Consider the following 18,554-nt stretch of genomic DNA (forward strand, 5'->3'; position numbering starts at 1 on the left):
AACAAGAAATGATTTTAAATTAAAAATATTATGAAGGCACACACAAAAGAAACACAAGCAACAATGACTCCAGATAAGTCATTACAGTTTTTAAAAGAAGGAAACTTAAGGTTTCAACAAAACTTAAAAGCCAACAGAAACTTATTAGAACAAGTAAACGATACAAGCGAAGGGCAATTTCCTTTTGCAACCATTTTAAGCTGTATTGATTCTAGAGTATCAGCAGAATTAGTTTTTGATCAAGGTTTAGGAGACATTTTTAGTGTAAGAATAGCCGGAAACTTTGTAAATGAAGATATTTTAGGAAGTATGGAGTTTGCATGCAAATTAGCAGGAACAAAACTTATAGTTGTACTAGGGCATACAAGTTGTGGTGCAGTAAAAGGCGCTTGCGATCATGCCGAAATGGGTAACTTAACAAAGCTTATTGAAAAAATTACACCAGCAGTAAATGCTGTTGCTGAACCAGAAGATTCTAGCCTAAGAAACTCAAAAAACCTTGAGTTTGTTGATAGTGTTTCTAAAAAGAATGTAGAATTAACCATTGACAGAATACATAAAGAAAGCCCAATACTCTCAGAAATGGAGAAAAACGGAGAGATAAAAATAATTGGAGCTATGTATGATGTTAATACAGGAGCTGTAGAATTTTATGACTAATAAACCGCAAGGATTGGGGAAAATTGAATTGAAAAAGAAAATAAGTACGGTAGCATTGGTAATTTTACTAGTGCTACCCGTATTTGCTCAAAGTCAAGATAGTAATTTTGGTAACTGGTTAATTTATATAGGAAACAAAAACATTAACCAAAAATGGAACCTTCATCATGAAGTTCAATACCGTAACTATAATGCTATTGGAGATTTAGAGCAATTACTTTTAAGAACAGGATTAGGATATACTTTTAATGAAGACAAGAATAATGTTTTATTAGGATATGGTTACATTCTTTCAGAAAATTATTTAGATGAAACAGATGATAAAACATCTCTAAATGAACATAGAATTTTCCAACAATTCATATCAAAACAAACCATAGGAAATATAAGCTTAAGCCACCGTTACAGGTTTGAACAACGCTTTGTTGAAAGTGATTTTAAAATGAGGTTTCGTTATTTTTTAGCATTTAAAGTGCCCTTTAAAACCAAAGAAAAAGAAAACAGTAAATTTTATTTATCAGCATACAATGAAATATTCTTAAACACTACAAGTTCCATTTTCGATAGAAATAGAGTTTATGGTGGTTTAGGATATAATTTAAATAAAAATATTAGAATTGAAGCAGGGTATATGAATCAGTTTTTTGAAACAAGTAGCAGAGATCAATTTAACATAATATCATTTGTTAACTTTTAAGCTTGTTCAAGAAATTAAAATGAACTACCTTCTTACACTTCTTTTAAATTAAACTAAATAAAAAAATGAAAAAATTATTCTCGAATATTAAGGGAGATGCCTTTGGTGGTATCACGGCAGGTATTGTTGCATTACCTTTAGCTTTAGCCTTTGGAGTTTCTTCAGGTTTAGGCCCTAGTGCAGGACTTTATGGTGCTATTTTTATAAGCTTTTTTGCTGCACTTTTTGGAGGTACAAGTACACAAATTTCGGGACCAACAGCTCCAATGACAGCTGTAAGTATGGTAGTTATAGCTGGAATTATTGCTGTTAATGATGGCGATGTTAATAAAGCAATGCCCGTAATTTTATCAGTTTTTTTATTGGCAGGTTTAATGCAAGTTGGCTTAGGTATATTAGGCTTAGGTAAGTATATTAGGTACATTCCTTATCCTGTAGTATCAGGTTTTATGACCGCCATAGGGGTTATTATTTTAATTACTCAAATATTACCTTCATTAGGGTACTACCCGAAAGAAGATGAGCAGTTTGTAGAACAATTTAAACCACAAGCAGAAGAAATTATTCTTGAAAATATTTTAAAAGAAGAAGCTGGAGAAGGTATTTTAGTTTTAGAAAATTTTAAAGAAACCATTAATAGGGCTGAAAAAATTAGCGATGACGATATTTTAAGAGAAAGTAAAACCCTTGCAGGCACCGAAGCCTCAGGTGTTTTAGGAGCAATTAAAGTTTTGCCTAGAGCCTTAAAAAACATTAATTGGTTAGAGTTAGCTCTAGCTTTAGGAACCATTTTTATTATTTATGGTTTTAAACGTATTACAAAAGTTGTCCCTAGTACTTTGGTAGCATTAATTGTTATGTCTGGTATTGCTATAGGGTTTGGATTAAACTATAGACCTATTGAAGAAATTCCTAGTGGTTTACCTATCCCAAACCTAGAAATTTTCACAACCTTTAAACTAAGCAGTATAACACCATACATATTTACAGCACTAACCTTGGCATTGTTAGGAGCTATAGATTCATTATTAACTAGTGTTGTTGCAGATAATATGACAAAAACCAAACACAAACCTAATAAAGAGTTGGTAGGTCAAGGTATAGGTAACAGTATTGCCGCCTTTTTTGGGGGGCTTCCTGGGGCAGGAGCAACCATTCGTACGGTGGTGAATATTACTTCTGGTGGTAAAACCAAATTATCAGGGATGATAGCTGGGGTACTACTTTTTGTTATTCTTTTAGGTTTAGGTCCTATAGCCTCAAAAATTCCCGCAGCTGTTTTAGCCGGTATTTTAGTAACAGTTGGTATTGGTGTTATGGATTATAAAGGCTTAAAAGCCATACCTAATTTACCTAGAGATGTAAGTATTGGCCCTATTAAATTTAGCATGGAAGTAGTTATAATGCTAACCGTTTTAATATTATCTACATTCTGGAATTTAGTTTATGCCGTTGGAATTGGTTTAGTTATAGCGTCTTTAATGTTTATGAAAAAAATAGGAGATTTAACTGCCGAACGTTCTGATGTGAAAACATTAAAAGAAGAAGCATGGGAAGACGAAGTTGGTTTCCCAGAAAACCTAAAAGAAGAGGTGTTTATCAAGCATATTAAAGGACCGTTGTTTTTTGGGTCAACTAGCGATTTTCAACAATTGGCAACTCAAATACCAGATACAGCTAAAACAGTTGTAATACGATTTGATAGAATGCAATATATGGACCAATCAGGTTTATATGCCTTAGAAGACATGCTTTTAGATTTAAGAAAAAAAGGTATAGATTTCTTATTTGTTGACCTATTACCACAACCACGCTATATGATGGAGCGTATTGATATTATTCCAGATTTTGTTCCAGAAGAACATATATTTACTACATTTAAAGAATGTATGAAATGGATAAAAGAAAACGTTCAAGATACAAATACTTAAAACAATGAATCTAGATAAAGTATTTGAAAACAATAAAGCATGGATAAATGAGAAACTATCTGTAGATAGTAATTATTTTGATGATTTAGGTAAAGGTCAAAACCCAGATTTACTATACATTGGCTGTTCAGATAGTCGTGTAACTGCAGAAGAACTTATGGGAGCAAAACCAGGGGAGGTTTTTGTGCACCGTAACATAGCCAACATGGTAATTAGTATTGATTTAAATGCTATGTCTGTAGTTAATTATGCAGTTAATCATTTAAAGGTTAATCATGTTATAGTTTGCGGGCACTATGCCTGTGGTGGTGTAAAAGCAGCAATGCAATCGGCAGATTTAGGCATTTTAAACCCTTGGTTGCGTAACATTAGGGATGTTTATCGTATACACAAAAAAGAATTAAATGCCATTGAAGATGAAGAAAAAAAATATGACAGACTGGTAGAACTTAATGTAAAAGAACAATGTGTAAACCTAATTAAAACAGCAGCCGTACAAAAGGCATACAGAGATAGAGGGTTGCAAGTTCACGGTTGGGTTTTTGATGTTCATACCGGAAAACTTATCGATTTAAAAATTGATTTTGAAAAGTATTTAGGAGATATTATGGAAATCTATCATTTAGATTAAATAAAAAGCCGCTGTTTTTGAAGTGCCCCCAAAAAGTTAGACACTATTTGGGGGGATTTTTATACCTCATTATTCATAGTTTCTGCTTCATCATCGTTTTTATCACCCAAAATACTCGGGAAAATAGTAGGTACTAAAGATTTTACAGGTTGGTATAACATTGAAGATTCTAAATCCTTTTCATCAGCAAACGGAATGGTTTTATTAAACCTATCAAAAACAATTAAAACCACACTTAGTATTACAGCAATTTTCAGCGCTCCAAAAGCAGCTCCTAAAAGTTTATTAATAATACCCAAAGCTGCAAAATCTGCTAATTTAGTTAAGGCTTTTCCAGCTAAAGCAATAGCTAATACAATAACAACAAAAGTAATAGCAAAAGCAACAATGCTAATGGTTTTGTCATTCCAATCAACCTTTTCGGTTAAAAAATCGCCTGCAAAATTACTAAAGTGTATAGCTCCGTAAACACCGGCAACTAATGCTATTAAAGAAGCTACTTCAACAAAAAGCCCTTTCATTAACCCTCTAATTAAGCCAAATAAAATTAAAGCCCCTAAAACAATATCTATAAAACCCATAAAATTTCAATTTAAACAAATATAAATAAGTCGTGCCTAGTTTTATTAACTTTGCAACTTAAAAATTAGTATGTCTAGAGACGAACAGTTAAAAGAACGTTGGCAAGAAGTGGTAAAAAAACTCTCCAATCAATTTGCAGATGGAGACCCACTAGATCTTGATGCTATTATATATTTAATTGGTGTTCAGGAACTTGGTCAATTAAACAGAACGTTTAAAAAAGACCAAAAACTAGACCTAATGCATATAGCCATATGCAGGCTTTTAGAACCCTATGGTTATTATAAATTAGATTTTATAGACTCTGATGGTTGGCCACATTACAAGATGTTAGAGCAATTACCACATTTAAAAGCAGGAGAACAAAGTGTTTTAATGAAAGAAGCTATTGTAAACTATTTTCTAGAAGCCGAGTTTATAGAATAGATTTACTAAATTTGCCTTCTATTTTTGAATTAATGTCATGATTGATAAATTAAAAGAACTCATAGCGGAAGCCGAAGCATTTTCAGCTCAAACAAAGGAAGAAGTAGAAGCTTTCCGTATAAAATATTTAGGTAAAAAAGGCTTGTTAAATGATTATTTTGCAGAGTTTAAAAATGTTGCAAATGAGCAAAAGCGTGAGTTTGGCCAAACCATAAACCAACTTAAAAAAACAGCCGAAGATAAAGTAAAAGCCTTAAAAGAGGAATTAGAAAGTAAAGAAGAAGAAAAAGGCATTTATGGCGATTTATCGCGCCCAGGAGAACCCATAGAAATTGGGGCACGTCATCCTATTTCTATAGTTAAAAATCAAATTATAGATATCTTTTCGCGCATTGGTTTTAATGTTAGTGAAGGGCCAGAAATTGAAGATGATTGGCACAATTTTACCGCCTTGAACTTGCCAGAATATCACCCCGCTCGTGATATGCAGGATACCTTTTTTATACAAACCAATCCAGATATTTTACTACGTACACATACCAGTTCTGTTCAGGTACGTTATATGGAAAATAACAAACCGCCAATTCGTACCATTTCACCAGGTAGAGTGTATAGAAATGAAGCTATTTCAGCACGTTCGCATTGCTTTTTCTATCAGGTAGAAGGTTTGTATATTGATAAAGATGTTAGTTTTGCAGATTTAAAGCAAACACTTCAATATTTTACCAAAGAAATGTTTGGAAAGTCTGAAATTAGGTTACGTCCGTCATATTTTCCATTTACAGAACCAAGTGCCGAGGTAGATGTGTATTGGGGATTGAAAACTGAAACAGATTACCGTATAACAAAAGGAACCGGTTGGTTAGAAATTATGGGCTGCGGCATGGTGGATCCTAATGTACTTGAAAATTGCGGAATCGATTCTAAAGAATACTCTGGTTTTGCATTTGGTATGGGTATAGACCGTATTGCTATGCTACTACATCAAATAGGTGATATTCGTTTATTAAGTGAAAACGATGTGCGCTTTTTAGAGCAGTTTAAATCGGCTTTATAAAACTTAAATACACTAAAAATTTAATCCCGAGAAGTTATTTCTAACTCTCGGGATTTTTTATTTAACAATATTTTAACTTCGTTTTGTTCGGTCAAAACCGAACTAAATGTAAATTTGCCCCGTTATTATTTTTAAGAATGATATTATGACAAAGGAAATATGTAGTAAAAAAATGGCATTGGTAGAGAAGCTAGGGGTGCATTTAGAAAATAGAGAAAATTTAGCACCGGTGGCAGCAAGAATTTTGTCTCTCATTATATTAACGGGCAGAAGAGGCACTACCTTTGATGATCTTGTAAGCATTTTATGTGCTAGCAAAAGTACTATATCTACACACTTAAATCATTTACAAGACTTACAAAAAATAGAATATTTCACTAAAACAGGAGACCGAAAAAAATACTTTATAGTAAATAAAGACTCTATACTCCATCATATTGATGCTATGATTTCAGAATGGGAAACTATTAAGGAATTGCATCTAGAAATTAAAGCCTACAAGCAAGCTATAAATAATCAAGTTACTGAAGAAAGTGAAGAAACAGAAAAATTTGAACTTTCGTTTCATAACGATTATTTAAAGTTTCTTAATGAAGCAATAAGATCTATCAAACAATTAAGAGAAAACCTAGTCAATAATAAATTTAACCTTTAACAAAAAAGAAAAAAAGAAAAATGAGAAATCGTAAAATAATTTTAATAGCAGTAGTTGCTAGTGTGTTTATAACCATAGTAAGCTGTGGTAATAAAGAAAAGGCGCCAGTAGCAGCAAAACAACAAGCCTTACCGTTTCCGGTAACGCAATTACAACCGCAAACAGTTACAGGCTATGCAGAATATCCTGTAAGTATAGAAGGTATTGTAAGTAGTGATGTTAGAGCAAAAACTACAGGATACGTACAAAAAGTATTGGTAGATGAAGGCGCAAGAGTACGTAGAGGTCAGCCACTTTTTAAATTAGAAACCCAAGCCTTAAGTCAAGATGCCGAAGCAGCAAAAGCACAGGTTAATGTAGCGCAAGTTGAGGTTAATAAACTAAAACCATTGGTTGAAAAAAATATTATTAGTCCAGTACAATTAGAAACAGCTAAAGCTAATTTAGCGCAAGCCAAAGCTAATTATAGCAGTATTGCGGCTAATATTAGTTACGCAACAGTAAAAAGTCCGGTAGATGGTTATGTTGGTTCAATTAATTTTAGAGAAGGAGCTTTAGTAAGTGCTGCAGATGCTACACCACTTACAACCGTTAGTGATATTAGTAAAGTATATGCCTTTTTTAGTTTAAATGAAACAGACTACTTAGATTTTATTCAAAATGCAAAAGGTAAAAACTTAGAAGAAAAACTTAAAAACTATCCAGAGGTAAGTTTAATACTTGCCAATGGTAGTACTTATAACGTAAAGGGTAAAATACAAACAAGTACAGGACAGGTTAATCAAAATACAGGAACTATTAGTTTACGTGCGATTTTTGATAACCCTAACGAAATTTTAACCAATGGTAGCAGTGGTAAAATTAAAATTCCTTCAACTTATAATAATGCTATTGTAATACCACAATCTGCAACGTATGAGCAACAAGGCAAAGTAATGGTATTTACAATTGATGAAAACAATTCGGCAAAAAGTAAAGTTGTTAAGGTACAAGCCAAAGTAGATAATTTGTATGTTATTGAATCTGGTATTGATGCTAATACTAAAATTATAGCATCTGGTGTATCAAAATTACGAGATGGTATGCCAATTACACCACAAGAAATTCCATTTGAAAAAGCCACAGAAAAAGTAGCTACTTTATTTAGAAACTAAAAAATCACATAAACATATTTATTAGTTATGTTAAAAACATTTATTGAAAGACCCGTTCTTTCAACAGTAATTTCTATTATTATTGTTGTACTTGGTGTTATCAGTATAACATCTTTACCAATAGAAGAATATCCAGATATTGCGCCACCAACTATTAAAGTTACGGCCAACTATACAGGTGCAAACGCAGAGACCGTTTTAGAGAGTGTTATAATACCCATTGAAGAGCAAATTAATGGTGTAGAAGGGATGACCTACATTACGTCTACCGCTTCAAACACGGGTACTGCCGAAATCACGGTATATTTTGATCAAACAATAGATGCCGATATAGCTGCGGTAAACGTACAAAACCGTGTAGCTAGAGCCAATGCATTATTGCCATCTGAAGTCATACAAACAGGTATTGTAACCCAAAAGCAAGAAACCAGTGCTTTAATGTTTATTTCTATGTATTCTGAAAATGACGAATATGACGCTACTTACATTCAGAATTACTTAAAAATAAACGTGATACCTGCCTTACAGCGTATTAAAGGTGTTGGTGATGTGTCTGTGTTTTCACAAAAAGATTATGCCATGCGTGTTTGGTTAAAGCCCGAAAAATTAGCGGCTTACAACTTAATGCCTTCAGATATTACAGCTGCTTTAAGCGAACAAAACTTAGAAGCTGCTGCTGGTTCATTAGGTGAAAATAATGGGGAATCATTCTCTTATGTTATAAAATATAGTGGACGATTTAAACAAGAAAGTCAGTATGCAGACATTGTTATTAAAGCCTTAGGAAATGGCGAATTTTTACGTTTAAAAGATGTTGCCGATATTGAATTAGATGCGCAATCATACGCATCTAACGCTATGACTAAAGGAAATCCTGCTGTGTTTATGGGGGTTTTTCAAACTAAAGGTTCTAATGCCCAAGAAATTATTGAAAATATAAAGTCAACACTAGAAGATGTTAAGCAAGACTTGCCAGAAGGATTAGACTTTTTTGTTCCATATGATACAAGTTTATTCCTTAATGCCTCTATAGATAAAGTAATTAGTACGCTATTAGAAGCCTTTTTATTAGTATTCTTGGTGGTGTTTATCTTTTTGCAAGACTTCCGTTCTACTTTAATTCCTGCCATTGCAGTACCGGTTTCCATTATAGGTACATTCTTTTTCTTAAATGTGTTTGGCTATTCCATCAACCTATTAACGCTATTCGCGTTAGTATTGGCCATTGGTATTGTAGTAGATGATGCCATTGTGGTTGTTGAAGCGGTGCATGCCAAGATGGAAAGTGGGGAGAAAAAACCAAAAAGTGCTACGTTAAAAGCCATGAATGAGATTTCTGGTGCTATTATTTCCATCACTTTAGTAATGGCAGCGGTGTTTATTCCAGTAACCTTTGTAACGGGTCCAACAGGTGTATTTTACGAGCAATTTGGTGTAACCTTAATTATTGCCATTTTAATTTCGGCAGTAAACGCCTTAACGTTGAGTCCTGCATTGTGTGCACTTTTATTAAAAGAACACAAGCACGATGAAGAATTAAAAGGCAAAAACGCACTTCAAAAATTCTATACCTTATTTAATCGTGGTTTTGATGCTACAGTGAGTAAATACGGAAAATCACTTCAGGTTTTATATAAAAACAAGTTTGTATCTGTACTGTTATTAATTATTGCTGGTGTAGGTATTTATTGGGCATCAACAACAACTCCAACAGGATTTGTGCCTAATGAAGATAGAGGAATTATTTTTGCCAATATTGAATTACCAGCAGGTGCATCGTTAGACAGAACCGATGATGTTGCCAGAAAATTATATGCAAAAATTAAAGATATTGAAGGTATTGAAGCGGTTAACTTTATTAAAGGTAGAAGTTTAATTAGTGGTGCTGGTACTAACTTCGGTTTTGGTGTAATTAAGTTAGATAATTGGTCTGATAGAGAATCTGAAGCCTTATCGGCACAAGCCATTACCGGAAAATTATTTGGTATTGCAGCAACCATTCCAGATGCTAATATTATTTTCTTTTCACCACCTAGTATTCGTGGATTTGGTAACTCTTCAGGATTTGAAATTAACTTATTAGACAAGTTTGGTGGCGAGTTTACCGATTTAGATAAAGCCAATAAAGAATTTTCTATGGCTTTAATGAGTCACCCAGAAATTAAGTATGCAACATCTGCATTTAATACCAATTATCCACAATATGAAATGGAAGTTAATGTGCCTTTAGCCAAAGAAAAAGGCGTGAGTATTAGTAATATTTTTGGTACGTTACAAGGTTATATAGGAGGAATTTACGCATCAGACTTTAGTAGGTTTGGTAAGCAGTATCGTGTGTACATTCAGTCATTGCCAGAAGATAGAGCTGATGAAAGTGACCTAAACAGTATGTATGTTAGAACAAGCTCTGGCGAAATGACGCCAATTACACAGTTTGTAAGCTTAAAACGTGTGTATGGTCCGCAATCTGTAACGCGTTTCAACTTATTTAATTCAACAAGTATTACAGGAGCAACCAATCCTGGGTATAGTACAGGTGATGCCATTAGAGTTATTGAAGAAGAAGTGGCAAAATTACCAAGTAATTATACGGTTGCTTATTCTGGCTTAACACGAGAAGAGGTAAATGCAGGTAACCAAACCACGTTTATTTTCATCTTAAGTATTCTGTTTGTATACTTCTTATTAAGTGCACAATACGAGAGTTATATTTTGCCATTTTCGGTATTATTATCGCTGCCATTTGGTGTGTTTGGTGCGTATATAAGTACTAAATTTTTCGGGTTGGAAAACAACATCTACTTCCAAATTGCACTCATCATGCTGGTTGGTCTTTTAGCTAAAAATGCCATATTAATTGTAGAGTTTGCATTGCAACGTCGTAAACAAGGCGAAAGTATTGTAGATGCCGCTATACATGGAGCCAAAGCACGTTTACGTCCTATTTTAATGACATCGTTTGCCTTTATCCTTGGTTTAATGCCACTTGTATTAGCCAAAGGTGTTGGTGCCGAAGGAAATAATTCTATTGGTACAGGTGCAGCTGGTGGTATGTTAATAGGAACCCTTTTAGGTGTATTCGTCATACCAGTTTTATTCATCTTTTTCCAATGGTTACAAGAAAAAGTATCGCGTAAACCAGAAGTAGAAACAATTGAAGCTTAGAAATTATGAAATCAACTATAAATAAAATTTTTAGTAAAGGAGCATTGGTATTAATGCTTGCGCTAACATTACAAAGTTGTTTTGTGGCAAAGAACTATACACGTCCTGAATTAGAAGAAACAGAACACTTGTATAGAACCGACAATTTACCACAAGACAGTGTGTCTTTAGCCGATGTATCATGGAAAGATATGTTTAAAGACCAATATTTAGCCGAATATATTGAAGAAGGCCTTCAGAATAACTTAGATATTCGAGTAGCCATTCAGCAAATTGCAGCTGCTGAAGCCTATATGAAACAAGGTAAAGCGGGTTATTTTCCAACACTAAGTTTAGGGCCAAATTATACTCATTATGAATATTCAGAGAATAGCCAGTTTGGGTCAATTTTCACAGAAGGTTTAGATGTTTATGATATTACTGCTAATTTATCTTGGGAAGCCGATATTTGGGGAAAAATTAGAAGCAACAAACGTGCAGGAGAAGCTACTTATTTACAAACTGTAGCAGCGCACAAAGCGGTTAAAACCGAATTAATCTCAGCAATTGCTTCAACCTATTATCAGCTTTTAGCTTTAGATGAGCAATTAGAGATTACCGAAAAAACAATTGCTACTAGAGACAGCAGTGTGTATACTATAAAAGCATTAAAAGATGCAGGAAATGTTACGCAAGTTGCGGTAGATCAATATATTGCGCAATATAACAATGCAAAGGCTTTAAAAGTAGATTTAGAAGCTGCTATTTTTAGAACCGAAAATACTTTAAATTTGTTATTAGGAAGACCTGCAGAACCCATTGAACGTAGTAGGTTAACAGAACAACAATTAGATGCCGATATTACATTAGGCGTACCAGCAACATTGTTGAGAAACCGTCCAGATGTTATTGCATCAGAATATGGTTTAATTAATGCATTTGAGTTAACTAATGTGGCAAAAAGTAATTTTTACCCATCATTAACCTTAACAGCAAGTGGCGGATTACAAAGTTTAGAATTAGATGAGTTATTTAGTGCTAATTCATTGTTTGCAACAGTAATTGGTGGTTTAACACAGCCTGTTTTTAACCAGCGAAAAATAAGAACTCAACATGAAGTAGCTAAAGCACAACAAGAACAAGCCTTATTAAACTTTAAGAAAACTTTGTTAACAGCAGGTAATGAAGTTTCAAACGCACTTTACGATTATAATGCCGAAACTGAAAAGTTTGAATATCGTAAAAATGAAGTTGAAGCTTTAAGAGCAGCCGAAGCCAATTCAGAAGAATTACTTAAAAACGGTTTGGCTAATTACCTAGACTTATTAACAGCTAGAGAAAGTGTTCTTAGTGCTGAATTAAATGTGATTGATAACAAACTGCAACAATTACTAAGTGTGGTTAATTTATATGAAGCACTTGGTGGAGGATGGAAATAAAACCAGAGTTGTATAATTCTTAACAAAATTAATTACAAATTATGAGTGCCATAATAGTAGCAACAAATTTTTCAAAAACATCAAACAATGCGGTATTGTATGCGGCATCATTAGCGCAGGTTTTTAAAACTAAATTAGTGTTTTTTAATGCCTTTAAATTGCCTTTACATGCGTCAAACACTTGGTTAACATCAGAATCAATGGAAAAGTTGATTGAGAAAGATAGAAACAAGTTAAAGGAACAAGCTTTAGATGTGTCTGAAAAATTTAATATTGAAGTTGATTTTCAATGTAGTTATGTAGATTTTGAAAGAGAAATAGATACTTTAATGACAAGCTACAATTCACGGTTACTTGTAATTGGGATGTCAGAAAAATCTATGGAACAAAACTTATTAGGAAACCCTACAACAACTTTGATAAGCATGAAAAAGTTTCCAGTTTTGGCTATACCAGTAAAGGCGCAATTTAAGGGTATACATAAAATTTTGTTTGCCTGTGATGTTATGAGCGACATCCCTCTAAAAACTCTAGTGAAGTTAAGAAGAATAGCAATTGACTTGAAAGCTGAAGTAGAGGTGTTTTATGTTGAAAAGAAAGTAAATGAGTTGCAAGCCAACAAAAACACTGTTGAAAATATAGAAGAAGGACTTGAAAATATAACCTATCTATATAAAAAAGTAAATTCAGATACGGTAATAAATGAAATTGAAAAAGAGATTATAAAATCTAAGTCAGATGTATTAGTAATGATTCCCAAAAAATACGGTTTTTGGGAATCTATTACTCATAAAAGTAAAACAAGGGTAATGGCATCTGGGTTAGATATTCCTTTATTATCAATTCCTATTGAATAAAAATTGATTACCAAAACAGAATTATTAAATTATGCTAAAACTAAATTCACACAATTTGGTAGCAAACATGTTACTTTAGATGAAATTGCAAGCGATTTAGGAATATCTAAAAAAACAATCTATTCTTTTTTTAAAAACAAAGAAGACTTAGTTGCAGGCAGTCTAGAAATGTTATTAAAAGAATATGAAGAAAATATAAATAGCATTATTACTAGTTACAGTAATGATACTGTTTTATGTGTTATATTAATTTATAAAAGAGGGTTTGAATATTTAAAATATTTCAAACCTTCTTTTTTATTTGGGCTTAAAAAATATTACCCTAAAGCCAACAAATTGTTTGAAGATTTTATTGAAAATTTATCTAAAAACACTATTCTAAGTTTACTAAAAAAAGCTCAAGAACAAGGCCATATAAAACCTGAGGTAAACTTAGAATTAATAGTGAAAATTTATTTTTTTAGAGTAGATAATTTGCTATTTAAAAATAATAATTTATTTGAATTATACGGTGAAGATACCCTTTTTAAGCATTTTGTTTTGTATAACTTAAGAGGTATAATTAGCAAGCAATATTTTAATCCATATTTGAAGTAAAATATATATTTTTGACACCATGAAAAAAGATATTCAAATTCCAAAAGTAGAAGGAGTTTATATTGCTGTTGTTAATGAATATAACGAGGTTTATAAAACCCAAGATTGGAATGCCTATATAATTAACGATAAAGAAGTAGCTTTAGATATGGTGCTAATAGTTACCAGTGGTTTTTCTAAAAACAAAACAACCTCAGTACTTCGAAAAAAATTAGATAAGCTACCTAAAAAAAGCTATGCTAAAATAGAGTTAATGCCAGAAGAATTGTTTGTATTAAATAATGAGTTTAAAGTCACTTTTTTTCAAGGCAACCAAATGTTTGACAAAACCTATTTGTTTAGAAAAAACACCATTAATTTAAAAGCATTACAATCCGTACCCTTAATGGATGTTAAAGGAGTTTTAGTAAAATAAAAAAGCCTCACAAACACAATGTTTATAAGGCTTTTTTATTAAGCAGCAATGCGCTTTATTTGTTTATTAAAAGTATTTATCCATTTATTTGAAAATATAGTCTCACCACTTAAAGGCGGATCTATTTCCTCATTATATACCCTAAACATATATTCATTTTTAGATGTTTGTGAAAAACAAATATCTATAGTTGAAATAATTTCTTTTTTACTGTTTTTAATGGGTTTCTTGTTAATGTTTATAAAACAATGAGTTGTGTTTTTTAAATCAACAATGGTAGGTTTATCATCTTTTATAAAAAAAGCAAGTAAGTTTTCTTTATCTATTGCTATAACAGATTTATTAAAGATTTCAAACTCAGTAATGCTGGCATTATTTTTTGTAGCAACATCATTTAAATTGTTAATTAATTGTTGTTTTTGTTTTCTTTTAATAAAAGAAAATATGGCGAAGGGAATACAGCAAATAAAAGCTATAACTATTCCTATAATAATACTTTGTGAATCCATTTTTATGTTTTTTTAATTAAAATAAGGGTGTGAATTTTTACCTTAACTTCTCTATTTAGAAGCAAGAATAAATTTTAAAAACGATAAAAAGATAGATTTACCAGTGTGTATGAAAAGGAAAAATAATATCTGTGTTATTAAAAGGCACAAATATTATATTCTGTGTTTTAAATTTAACTTTATAAGATTCTGAAATTGATGTTTCAAAATGCTTTTTAAAATTAAATAAGATGTCGTTAGGTGTAACATTATTTGAGATTACCCTAACATCAGTTAAATTAAAAAGAATACTTTCTGTGCTTTTTGGCGAAAAGTAAGATGCATCTGGATTGTAAATTTTCCAGATATTTTCCTTTGCAGTAGTGGTTTTAGTTGCAACATCTTCTAATGTGTTATTAGAAGCGCTGTAACCAAAAGCACCAAGTAGTAAAAGAAAGTATAAAATCTTTTTCATGGCACAAAAGTACCTAAAGATGAATAAAATAAAAGGCTTAAAGTGTTAAATTTAATCTAACTTTTCTGTAAGCTTTTTAAATACCTTTTTGGGGTTTTTGTTTTCGTATAAAATCTCATAAACCGCATTTATTATAGGTAATCGCGTTTTTTTAAGATTTTTTTCGTTTAATAAATGAGCGCTTTTAGCGGCATAATAACCTTCTGCAACCATATTCATTTCCATTTGGGCAGATTTTACAGTGTAGCCTTTACCTATCATATTCCCAAACATACGGTTCCTAGAAAACGTAGAATAACCCGTAACTAATAAATCACCCAAATAAGCAGAATTATTTATGTTACGTTTCATTTTATGCATTTTTTTAATAAAACGTTTCATTTCTCTAATAGAATTACTCATAAGTACACTCTGGAAATTATCTCCATATCCCAATCCGTGAGCAATTCCTGCAGCTATGGCGTAAATGTTTTTTAGCATTACGGCATATTCTACACCAACAATATCATCGCTAATTTTGGTTTTTATGTAATCGCTAGATAATTTATTAGCTATTTCACGTGCTTTTTTTGTGTCTGCGCAAGAAATGGTTAAATAGGATAAACGTTCTAAAGCTACTTCTTCGGCATGACATGGGCCTGCAATAACCGCTATGTTTTCTAAAGGAATATTATAAAATTCATGAAAATGCTCACCAACCAATAAGCCTGTTTCTGGTATAATACCTTTTACAGCCGAAACAATGATTTTGTTTGATATATTGGCGGTTAATTTTTCTAATTCACTATGAATAAATGCTGATGGAATTACAAAAAATAACACGTCTGCCCATTCTGCAATTTCATTAATTTCATTACTTAGTTTTAATTGTTCTAAATGAAATTCAACAGAACTTAAATAATTGGGGTTATGTTGTTCTTTTAAAAGATGCTCTTTGGTATAAACACTGCGCATATACCAACCAACCACATCAACATTTTCACTAAGCATTTTTACAATGGCTGTTGCCCAACTTCCGCCACCAAAAACGGCATATTTTAAAGGCTTTTCCATAAAAAGTTTGTCTTTTTTAGCAGTTCAAAAGTACATAAAATATTAAACACTAAAGCAGGCTTAATACTTTTATAACATTTTTTTGGCATGCGTTTTGAATTACAGATAATATAAACCCTAAAACAATTCAATATGAAAACTATAAAATTACTTTTCGCTTTTGCATTATCTGCAACTTTGTTTACATCATGCTACACAGAAATTCGCGTTGATGATTTTGATGAACCTACAATTTCAATAAATCAGCTATTAAGTTCTTATGAGTTGTGGTACGTAGATATTAATGCAACCAAAGGATACGGAGAAACCCCTTTTTTACAAAAAGCATTTACAATATCATTTAGAGGAGGCGTGGTGTATGCAAATAATAATATTGTAGGGTTAGGTAGTAACGGAAATGGGTATGGAATTGACGTTGGAGAGTACGATGCTTATGATATGATTTTAGATGTTTTTCATGATATTGATGGGTTTTCTACTTTTGACGTTTACCAAATAGACGGAAATACCATTGAGCTTTACAATCCTAATAATGACACCTCTTATTTTTTAGATGGTTATCAAAGAAACACGTTTGATTATGATTACGTTTTTTATGATAATATTCATTACTTCTTACAAGAATATGAGGCTTGGGAAAAAATATATACCAGTGATTTTGGGGCTATAAATGAATTTGATAACGAAAACTTTTTACAATTTTTACCAGGAGGGAATGATTCAACCTTTAAAAGTTCACAAGACAATATAGGTACTAATGTTAATTATCTTGATTGGGATTACATAGGTATTTACGGTGTAGGGAATGTTACGGGTAATATGTATTTAAAAACTTTAACATTAGATTATGATTTCTTTGACAATGAATTCTTTGAATTGAGCGTTATAAATGACGAAACCATAGAATTGTATCATCCATCATCTGAAACTGTGTATGAGTTTAAAGGAAGAGGGTACATACAGTATTTAAAAACTACAGATTCAAAAGGTAAAACTATTGAAGTAGAAAAGAAACGTAAGTTTAAAAATAACAGGGTTAATAACCCTAGAGAAAATACAAGAGACTAAACATTTGGTAAGAGCCAAAAAGATTAGGTTTTTTAAAAATTTGGTTGGTTATTTAGTTTAGAAACCGCTTTAAAGTAACTTCACTTTAAGCGGTTTCTTTTTATATAATTCATTTAAATAATAAGAAAAATCAACACTTTATTTCGCATAAAAACAGATAGTTACAAAATTTAATATTTTTTTAAAAATGATAACGCAAGATTAATTTAAATCTATCATCTAAAGAAGTAGATAAAATTGAAACGCAATTAATAACAGTATTGTTTAGCCCTTTTAATTATGCTACTAATGAAAACATTTACATTTATAAAAGATAAAGGGACAAGAGTGTTTGGAATTGGCAAGATGAATCCGTTGGATGTATCTCAAGCTGCTATTATTGAAATGAAATTGGAAGAAATTGCAGCAATGAAACTGAAAAGAAAAATTTTAGACATGAAGTTGAAAGTGAGTGAATTTTCAATTTCTATTAACGATTGTATTGCAACTGTTAAAGGAATAGCTCCTAGCCAAGAAATTAAAGAAAAAATAATTTTAATTGTAGGTAATTCTGTAGGCATTGATAAAGTAGAAGATTTAATAATTGTTGAAAATAAATCTACTGAGTCTAAGTTTTATACGGTTAGAGAAAAAGATTCTCTGGGTAAGATAGCCAAAGCTTTTTATGGAAACCCCAAAATGTATTACAAAATATTTGAGGCTAATAAGCCAATGCTATCTCATCCTAATAACATTTATCCTGGTTTAGTAATACGTGTTCCAGTTACTAATGGTATGCCTTAGATTTGTTCTTCCCTTTTATAAAGTCGAGTATATTAGAGCGCTTTAACTAATAATTCTGCTGTAGCAGGATTTGTAGCAAGTGGCACATCATGTACATCACATAATCTCATTAGCATATTAACGTCTGGTTCATGAGGATGCTTTTCTAAAGGGTCTCTAAAAAATATAACCATTTTACATATCCCTTCAGCAACTCGTGCAGCTATTTGAGCATCGCCACCAAGCGGGCCAGATAATAATCTGGTAACTTTTATGCCTGCTTTTTCAACCTTACTTCCTGTAGTACCAGTAGATATTATATTGATGTTTTTTTCTTGAAGTTTTTCTTTATGATGATTTAAAAACTGAACCATTTCAGCTTTTTTTCCATCGTGTGCAATTATGGCTATTTCCATTTCTAATCAGATTAAAAATTTTGTAAATAAAACGAAATTAAAATTTC

General features: G+C 31.9%; 20 protein-coding genes. 15 read left to right on the forward strand and 5 right to left on the reverse strand.

Going from position 1 to position 18,554, the window contains the following annotated elements:
* Window positions 1-30 precede the first annotated feature (30 nt).
* From J1D01_RS01220 to J1D01_RS01235, 4 genes are all read left to right on the forward strand, one after another.
* The gene (locus J1D01_RS01220) at window positions 31-660 is read left to right on the forward strand and encodes a carbonic anhydrase family protein (protein WP_421149569.1); all 630 of its coding nucleotides are present in this window, start codon (window positions 31-33) and stop codon (window positions 658-660) included.
* Window positions 653-1,357, forward strand: coding sequence for a DUF2490 domain-containing protein (locus J1D01_RS01225; protein WP_421149570.1), 705 nt, complete (start codon window positions 653-655; stop codon window positions 1,355-1,357). Before J1D01_RS01220 ends, J1D01_RS01225 begins: the two co-directional genes overlap by 8 nt.
* 65 nt (window positions 1,358-1,422) lie before the next feature.
* Entirely contained in the window at window positions 1,423-3,288 is a 1,866-nt protein-coding gene (locus tag J1D01_RS01230) for a SulP family inorganic anion transporter (RefSeq protein ID WP_421149571.1), read from the forward strand.
* 4 nt (window positions 3,289-3,292) lie between these two features.
* Window positions 3,293-3,919 (forward strand): carbonic anhydrase, encoded by a 627-nt coding sequence (locus J1D01_RS01235; RefSeq protein WP_076698695.1) that lies wholly within the window; start codon window positions 3,293-3,295, stop codon window positions 3,917-3,919.
* Window positions 3,920-3,978: 59 nt separating this feature from the next.
* On the opposite strand, the gene J1D01_RS01240 is transcribed toward J1D01_RS01235, so the two are convergent.
* Window positions 3,979-4,500, reverse strand: coding sequence for a CvpA family protein (locus J1D01_RS01240; protein ID WP_421149572.1), 522 nt, complete (start codon window positions 4,498-4,500; stop codon window positions 3,979-3,981).
* Between the two features lie 70 nt (window positions 4,501-4,570).
* Here J1D01_RS01240 and J1D01_RS01245 point away from each other — a divergent pair, with 70 nt between their 5' ends.
* The 9 genes from J1D01_RS01245 to J1D01_RS01285 all read left to right on the forward strand — a co-directional run bounded on the left by J1D01_RS01245 (window position 4,571) and on the right by J1D01_RS01285 (window position 14,245).
* A complete protein-coding gene (locus J1D01_RS01245) occupies window positions 4,571-4,927 on the forward strand; it encodes a hypothetical protein (protein WP_421149573.1) in 357 nt (118 codons plus the stop codon).
* Between the two features lie 37 nt (window positions 4,928-4,964).
* A complete protein-coding gene (gene pheS, locus J1D01_RS01250; protein WP_421149574.1) occupies window positions 4,965-5,984 on the forward strand; it encodes a phenylalanine--tRNA ligase subunit alpha in 1,020 nt (339 codons plus the stop codon).
* Window positions 5,985-6,129: 145 nt separating this feature from the next.
* Window positions 6,130-6,639: a GbsR/MarR family transcriptional regulator gene (locus J1D01_RS01255; RefSeq protein WP_421149575.1), complete on the forward strand. Its 510-nt coding sequence runs from the start codon at window positions 6,130-6,132 to the stop codon at window positions 6,637-6,639.
* Window positions 6,640-6,659: 20 nt separating this feature from the next.
* Entirely contained in the window at window positions 6,660-7,793 is a 1,134-nt protein-coding gene (locus tag J1D01_RS01260; RefSeq protein ID WP_421149576.1) for an efflux RND transporter periplasmic adaptor subunit, read from the forward strand.
* Between the two features lie 27 nt (window positions 7,794-7,820).
* Window positions 7,821-10,958 (forward strand): efflux RND transporter permease subunit, encoded by a 3,138-nt coding sequence (locus J1D01_RS01265; protein WP_421149577.1) that lies wholly within the window; start codon window positions 7,821-7,823, stop codon window positions 10,956-10,958.
* A 5-nt stretch (window positions 10,959-10,963) separates the two neighbouring features.
* A complete protein-coding gene (locus tag J1D01_RS01270; RefSeq protein WP_421149578.1) occupies window positions 10,964-12,376 on the forward strand; it encodes an efflux transporter outer membrane subunit in 1,413 nt (470 codons plus the stop codon).
* Between the two features lie 41 nt (window positions 12,377-12,417).
* Entirely contained in the window at window positions 12,418-13,233 is an 816-nt protein-coding gene (locus J1D01_RS01275; RefSeq protein WP_372935375.1) for a universal stress protein, read from the forward strand.
* A gap of 3 nt (window positions 13,234-13,236) precedes the next feature.
* Window positions 13,237-13,830 (forward strand): TetR/AcrR family transcriptional regulator, encoded by a 594-nt coding sequence (locus J1D01_RS01280; RefSeq protein ID WP_372935373.1) that lies wholly within the window; start codon window positions 13,237-13,239, stop codon window positions 13,828-13,830.
* Between the two features lie 19 nt (window positions 13,831-13,849).
* A complete protein-coding gene (locus tag J1D01_RS01285) occupies window positions 13,850-14,245 on the forward strand; it encodes a hypothetical protein (RefSeq protein ID WP_372935371.1) in 396 nt (131 codons plus the stop codon).
* A gap of 38 nt (window positions 14,246-14,283) precedes the next feature.
* On the opposite strand, the gene J1D01_RS01290 is transcribed toward J1D01_RS01285, so the two are convergent.
* The 3 genes from J1D01_RS01290 to J1D01_RS01300 form a co-directional block, all read right to left on the reverse strand.
* Window positions 14,284-14,754, reverse strand: coding sequence for a hypothetical protein (locus J1D01_RS01290; RefSeq protein WP_421149579.1), 471 nt, complete (start codon window positions 14,752-14,754; stop codon window positions 14,284-14,286).
* Between the two features lie 97 nt (window positions 14,755-14,851).
* Window positions 14,852-15,208 carry a hypothetical protein gene (locus tag J1D01_RS01295; protein ID WP_372935367.1) on the reverse strand — a complete coding sequence of 119 codons (357 nt, stop codon included), beginning with the start codon at window positions 15,206-15,208 and terminating at the stop codon, window positions 14,852-14,854.
* Between the two features lie 51 nt (window positions 15,209-15,259).
* Complete coding sequence (locus J1D01_RS01300; RefSeq protein ID WP_421149580.1) at window positions 15,260-16,261, reverse strand: NAD(P)H-dependent glycerol-3-phosphate dehydrogenase; 1,002 nt, start codon at window positions 16,259-16,261, stop codon at window positions 15,260-15,262.
* A 132-nt stretch (window positions 16,262-16,393) separates the two neighbouring features.
* On the opposite strand from J1D01_RS01300, the gene J1D01_RS01305 reads away from it, so the two are divergent.
* Together J1D01_RS01305 and lysM are read left to right on the forward strand one after the other, a co-directional pair.
* Window positions 16,394-17,329 (forward strand): nicotinic acid mononucleotide adenyltransferase, encoded by a 936-nt coding sequence (locus tag J1D01_RS01305; protein ID WP_372935364.1) that lies wholly within the window; start codon window positions 16,394-16,396, stop codon window positions 17,327-17,329.
* 288 nt (window positions 17,330-17,617) lie between these two features.
* Window positions 17,618-18,112, forward strand: coding sequence for a peptidoglycan-binding protein LysM (gene lysM / locus J1D01_RS01310; RefSeq protein WP_372935362.1), 495 nt, complete (start codon window positions 17,618-17,620; stop codon window positions 18,110-18,112).
* A gap of 32 nt (window positions 18,113-18,144) precedes the next feature.
* Here the strand turns inward: lysM and J1D01_RS01315 are convergent, their stop codons facing one another.
* Window positions 18,145-18,507: a methylglyoxal synthase gene (locus tag J1D01_RS01315; protein ID WP_076698674.1), complete on the reverse strand. Its 363-nt coding sequence runs from the start codon at window positions 18,505-18,507 to the stop codon at window positions 18,145-18,147.
* Between the last annotated feature and the right edge of the window lie 47 nt (window positions 18,508-18,554).

It is taken from the genome of Seonamhaeicola sp. NFXS20 (genome assembly GCF_049132085.1).
In the GTDB taxonomy this organism is placed as follows: domain Bacteria; phylum Bacteroidota; class Bacteroidia; order Flavobacteriales; family Flavobacteriaceae; genus Seonamhaeicola.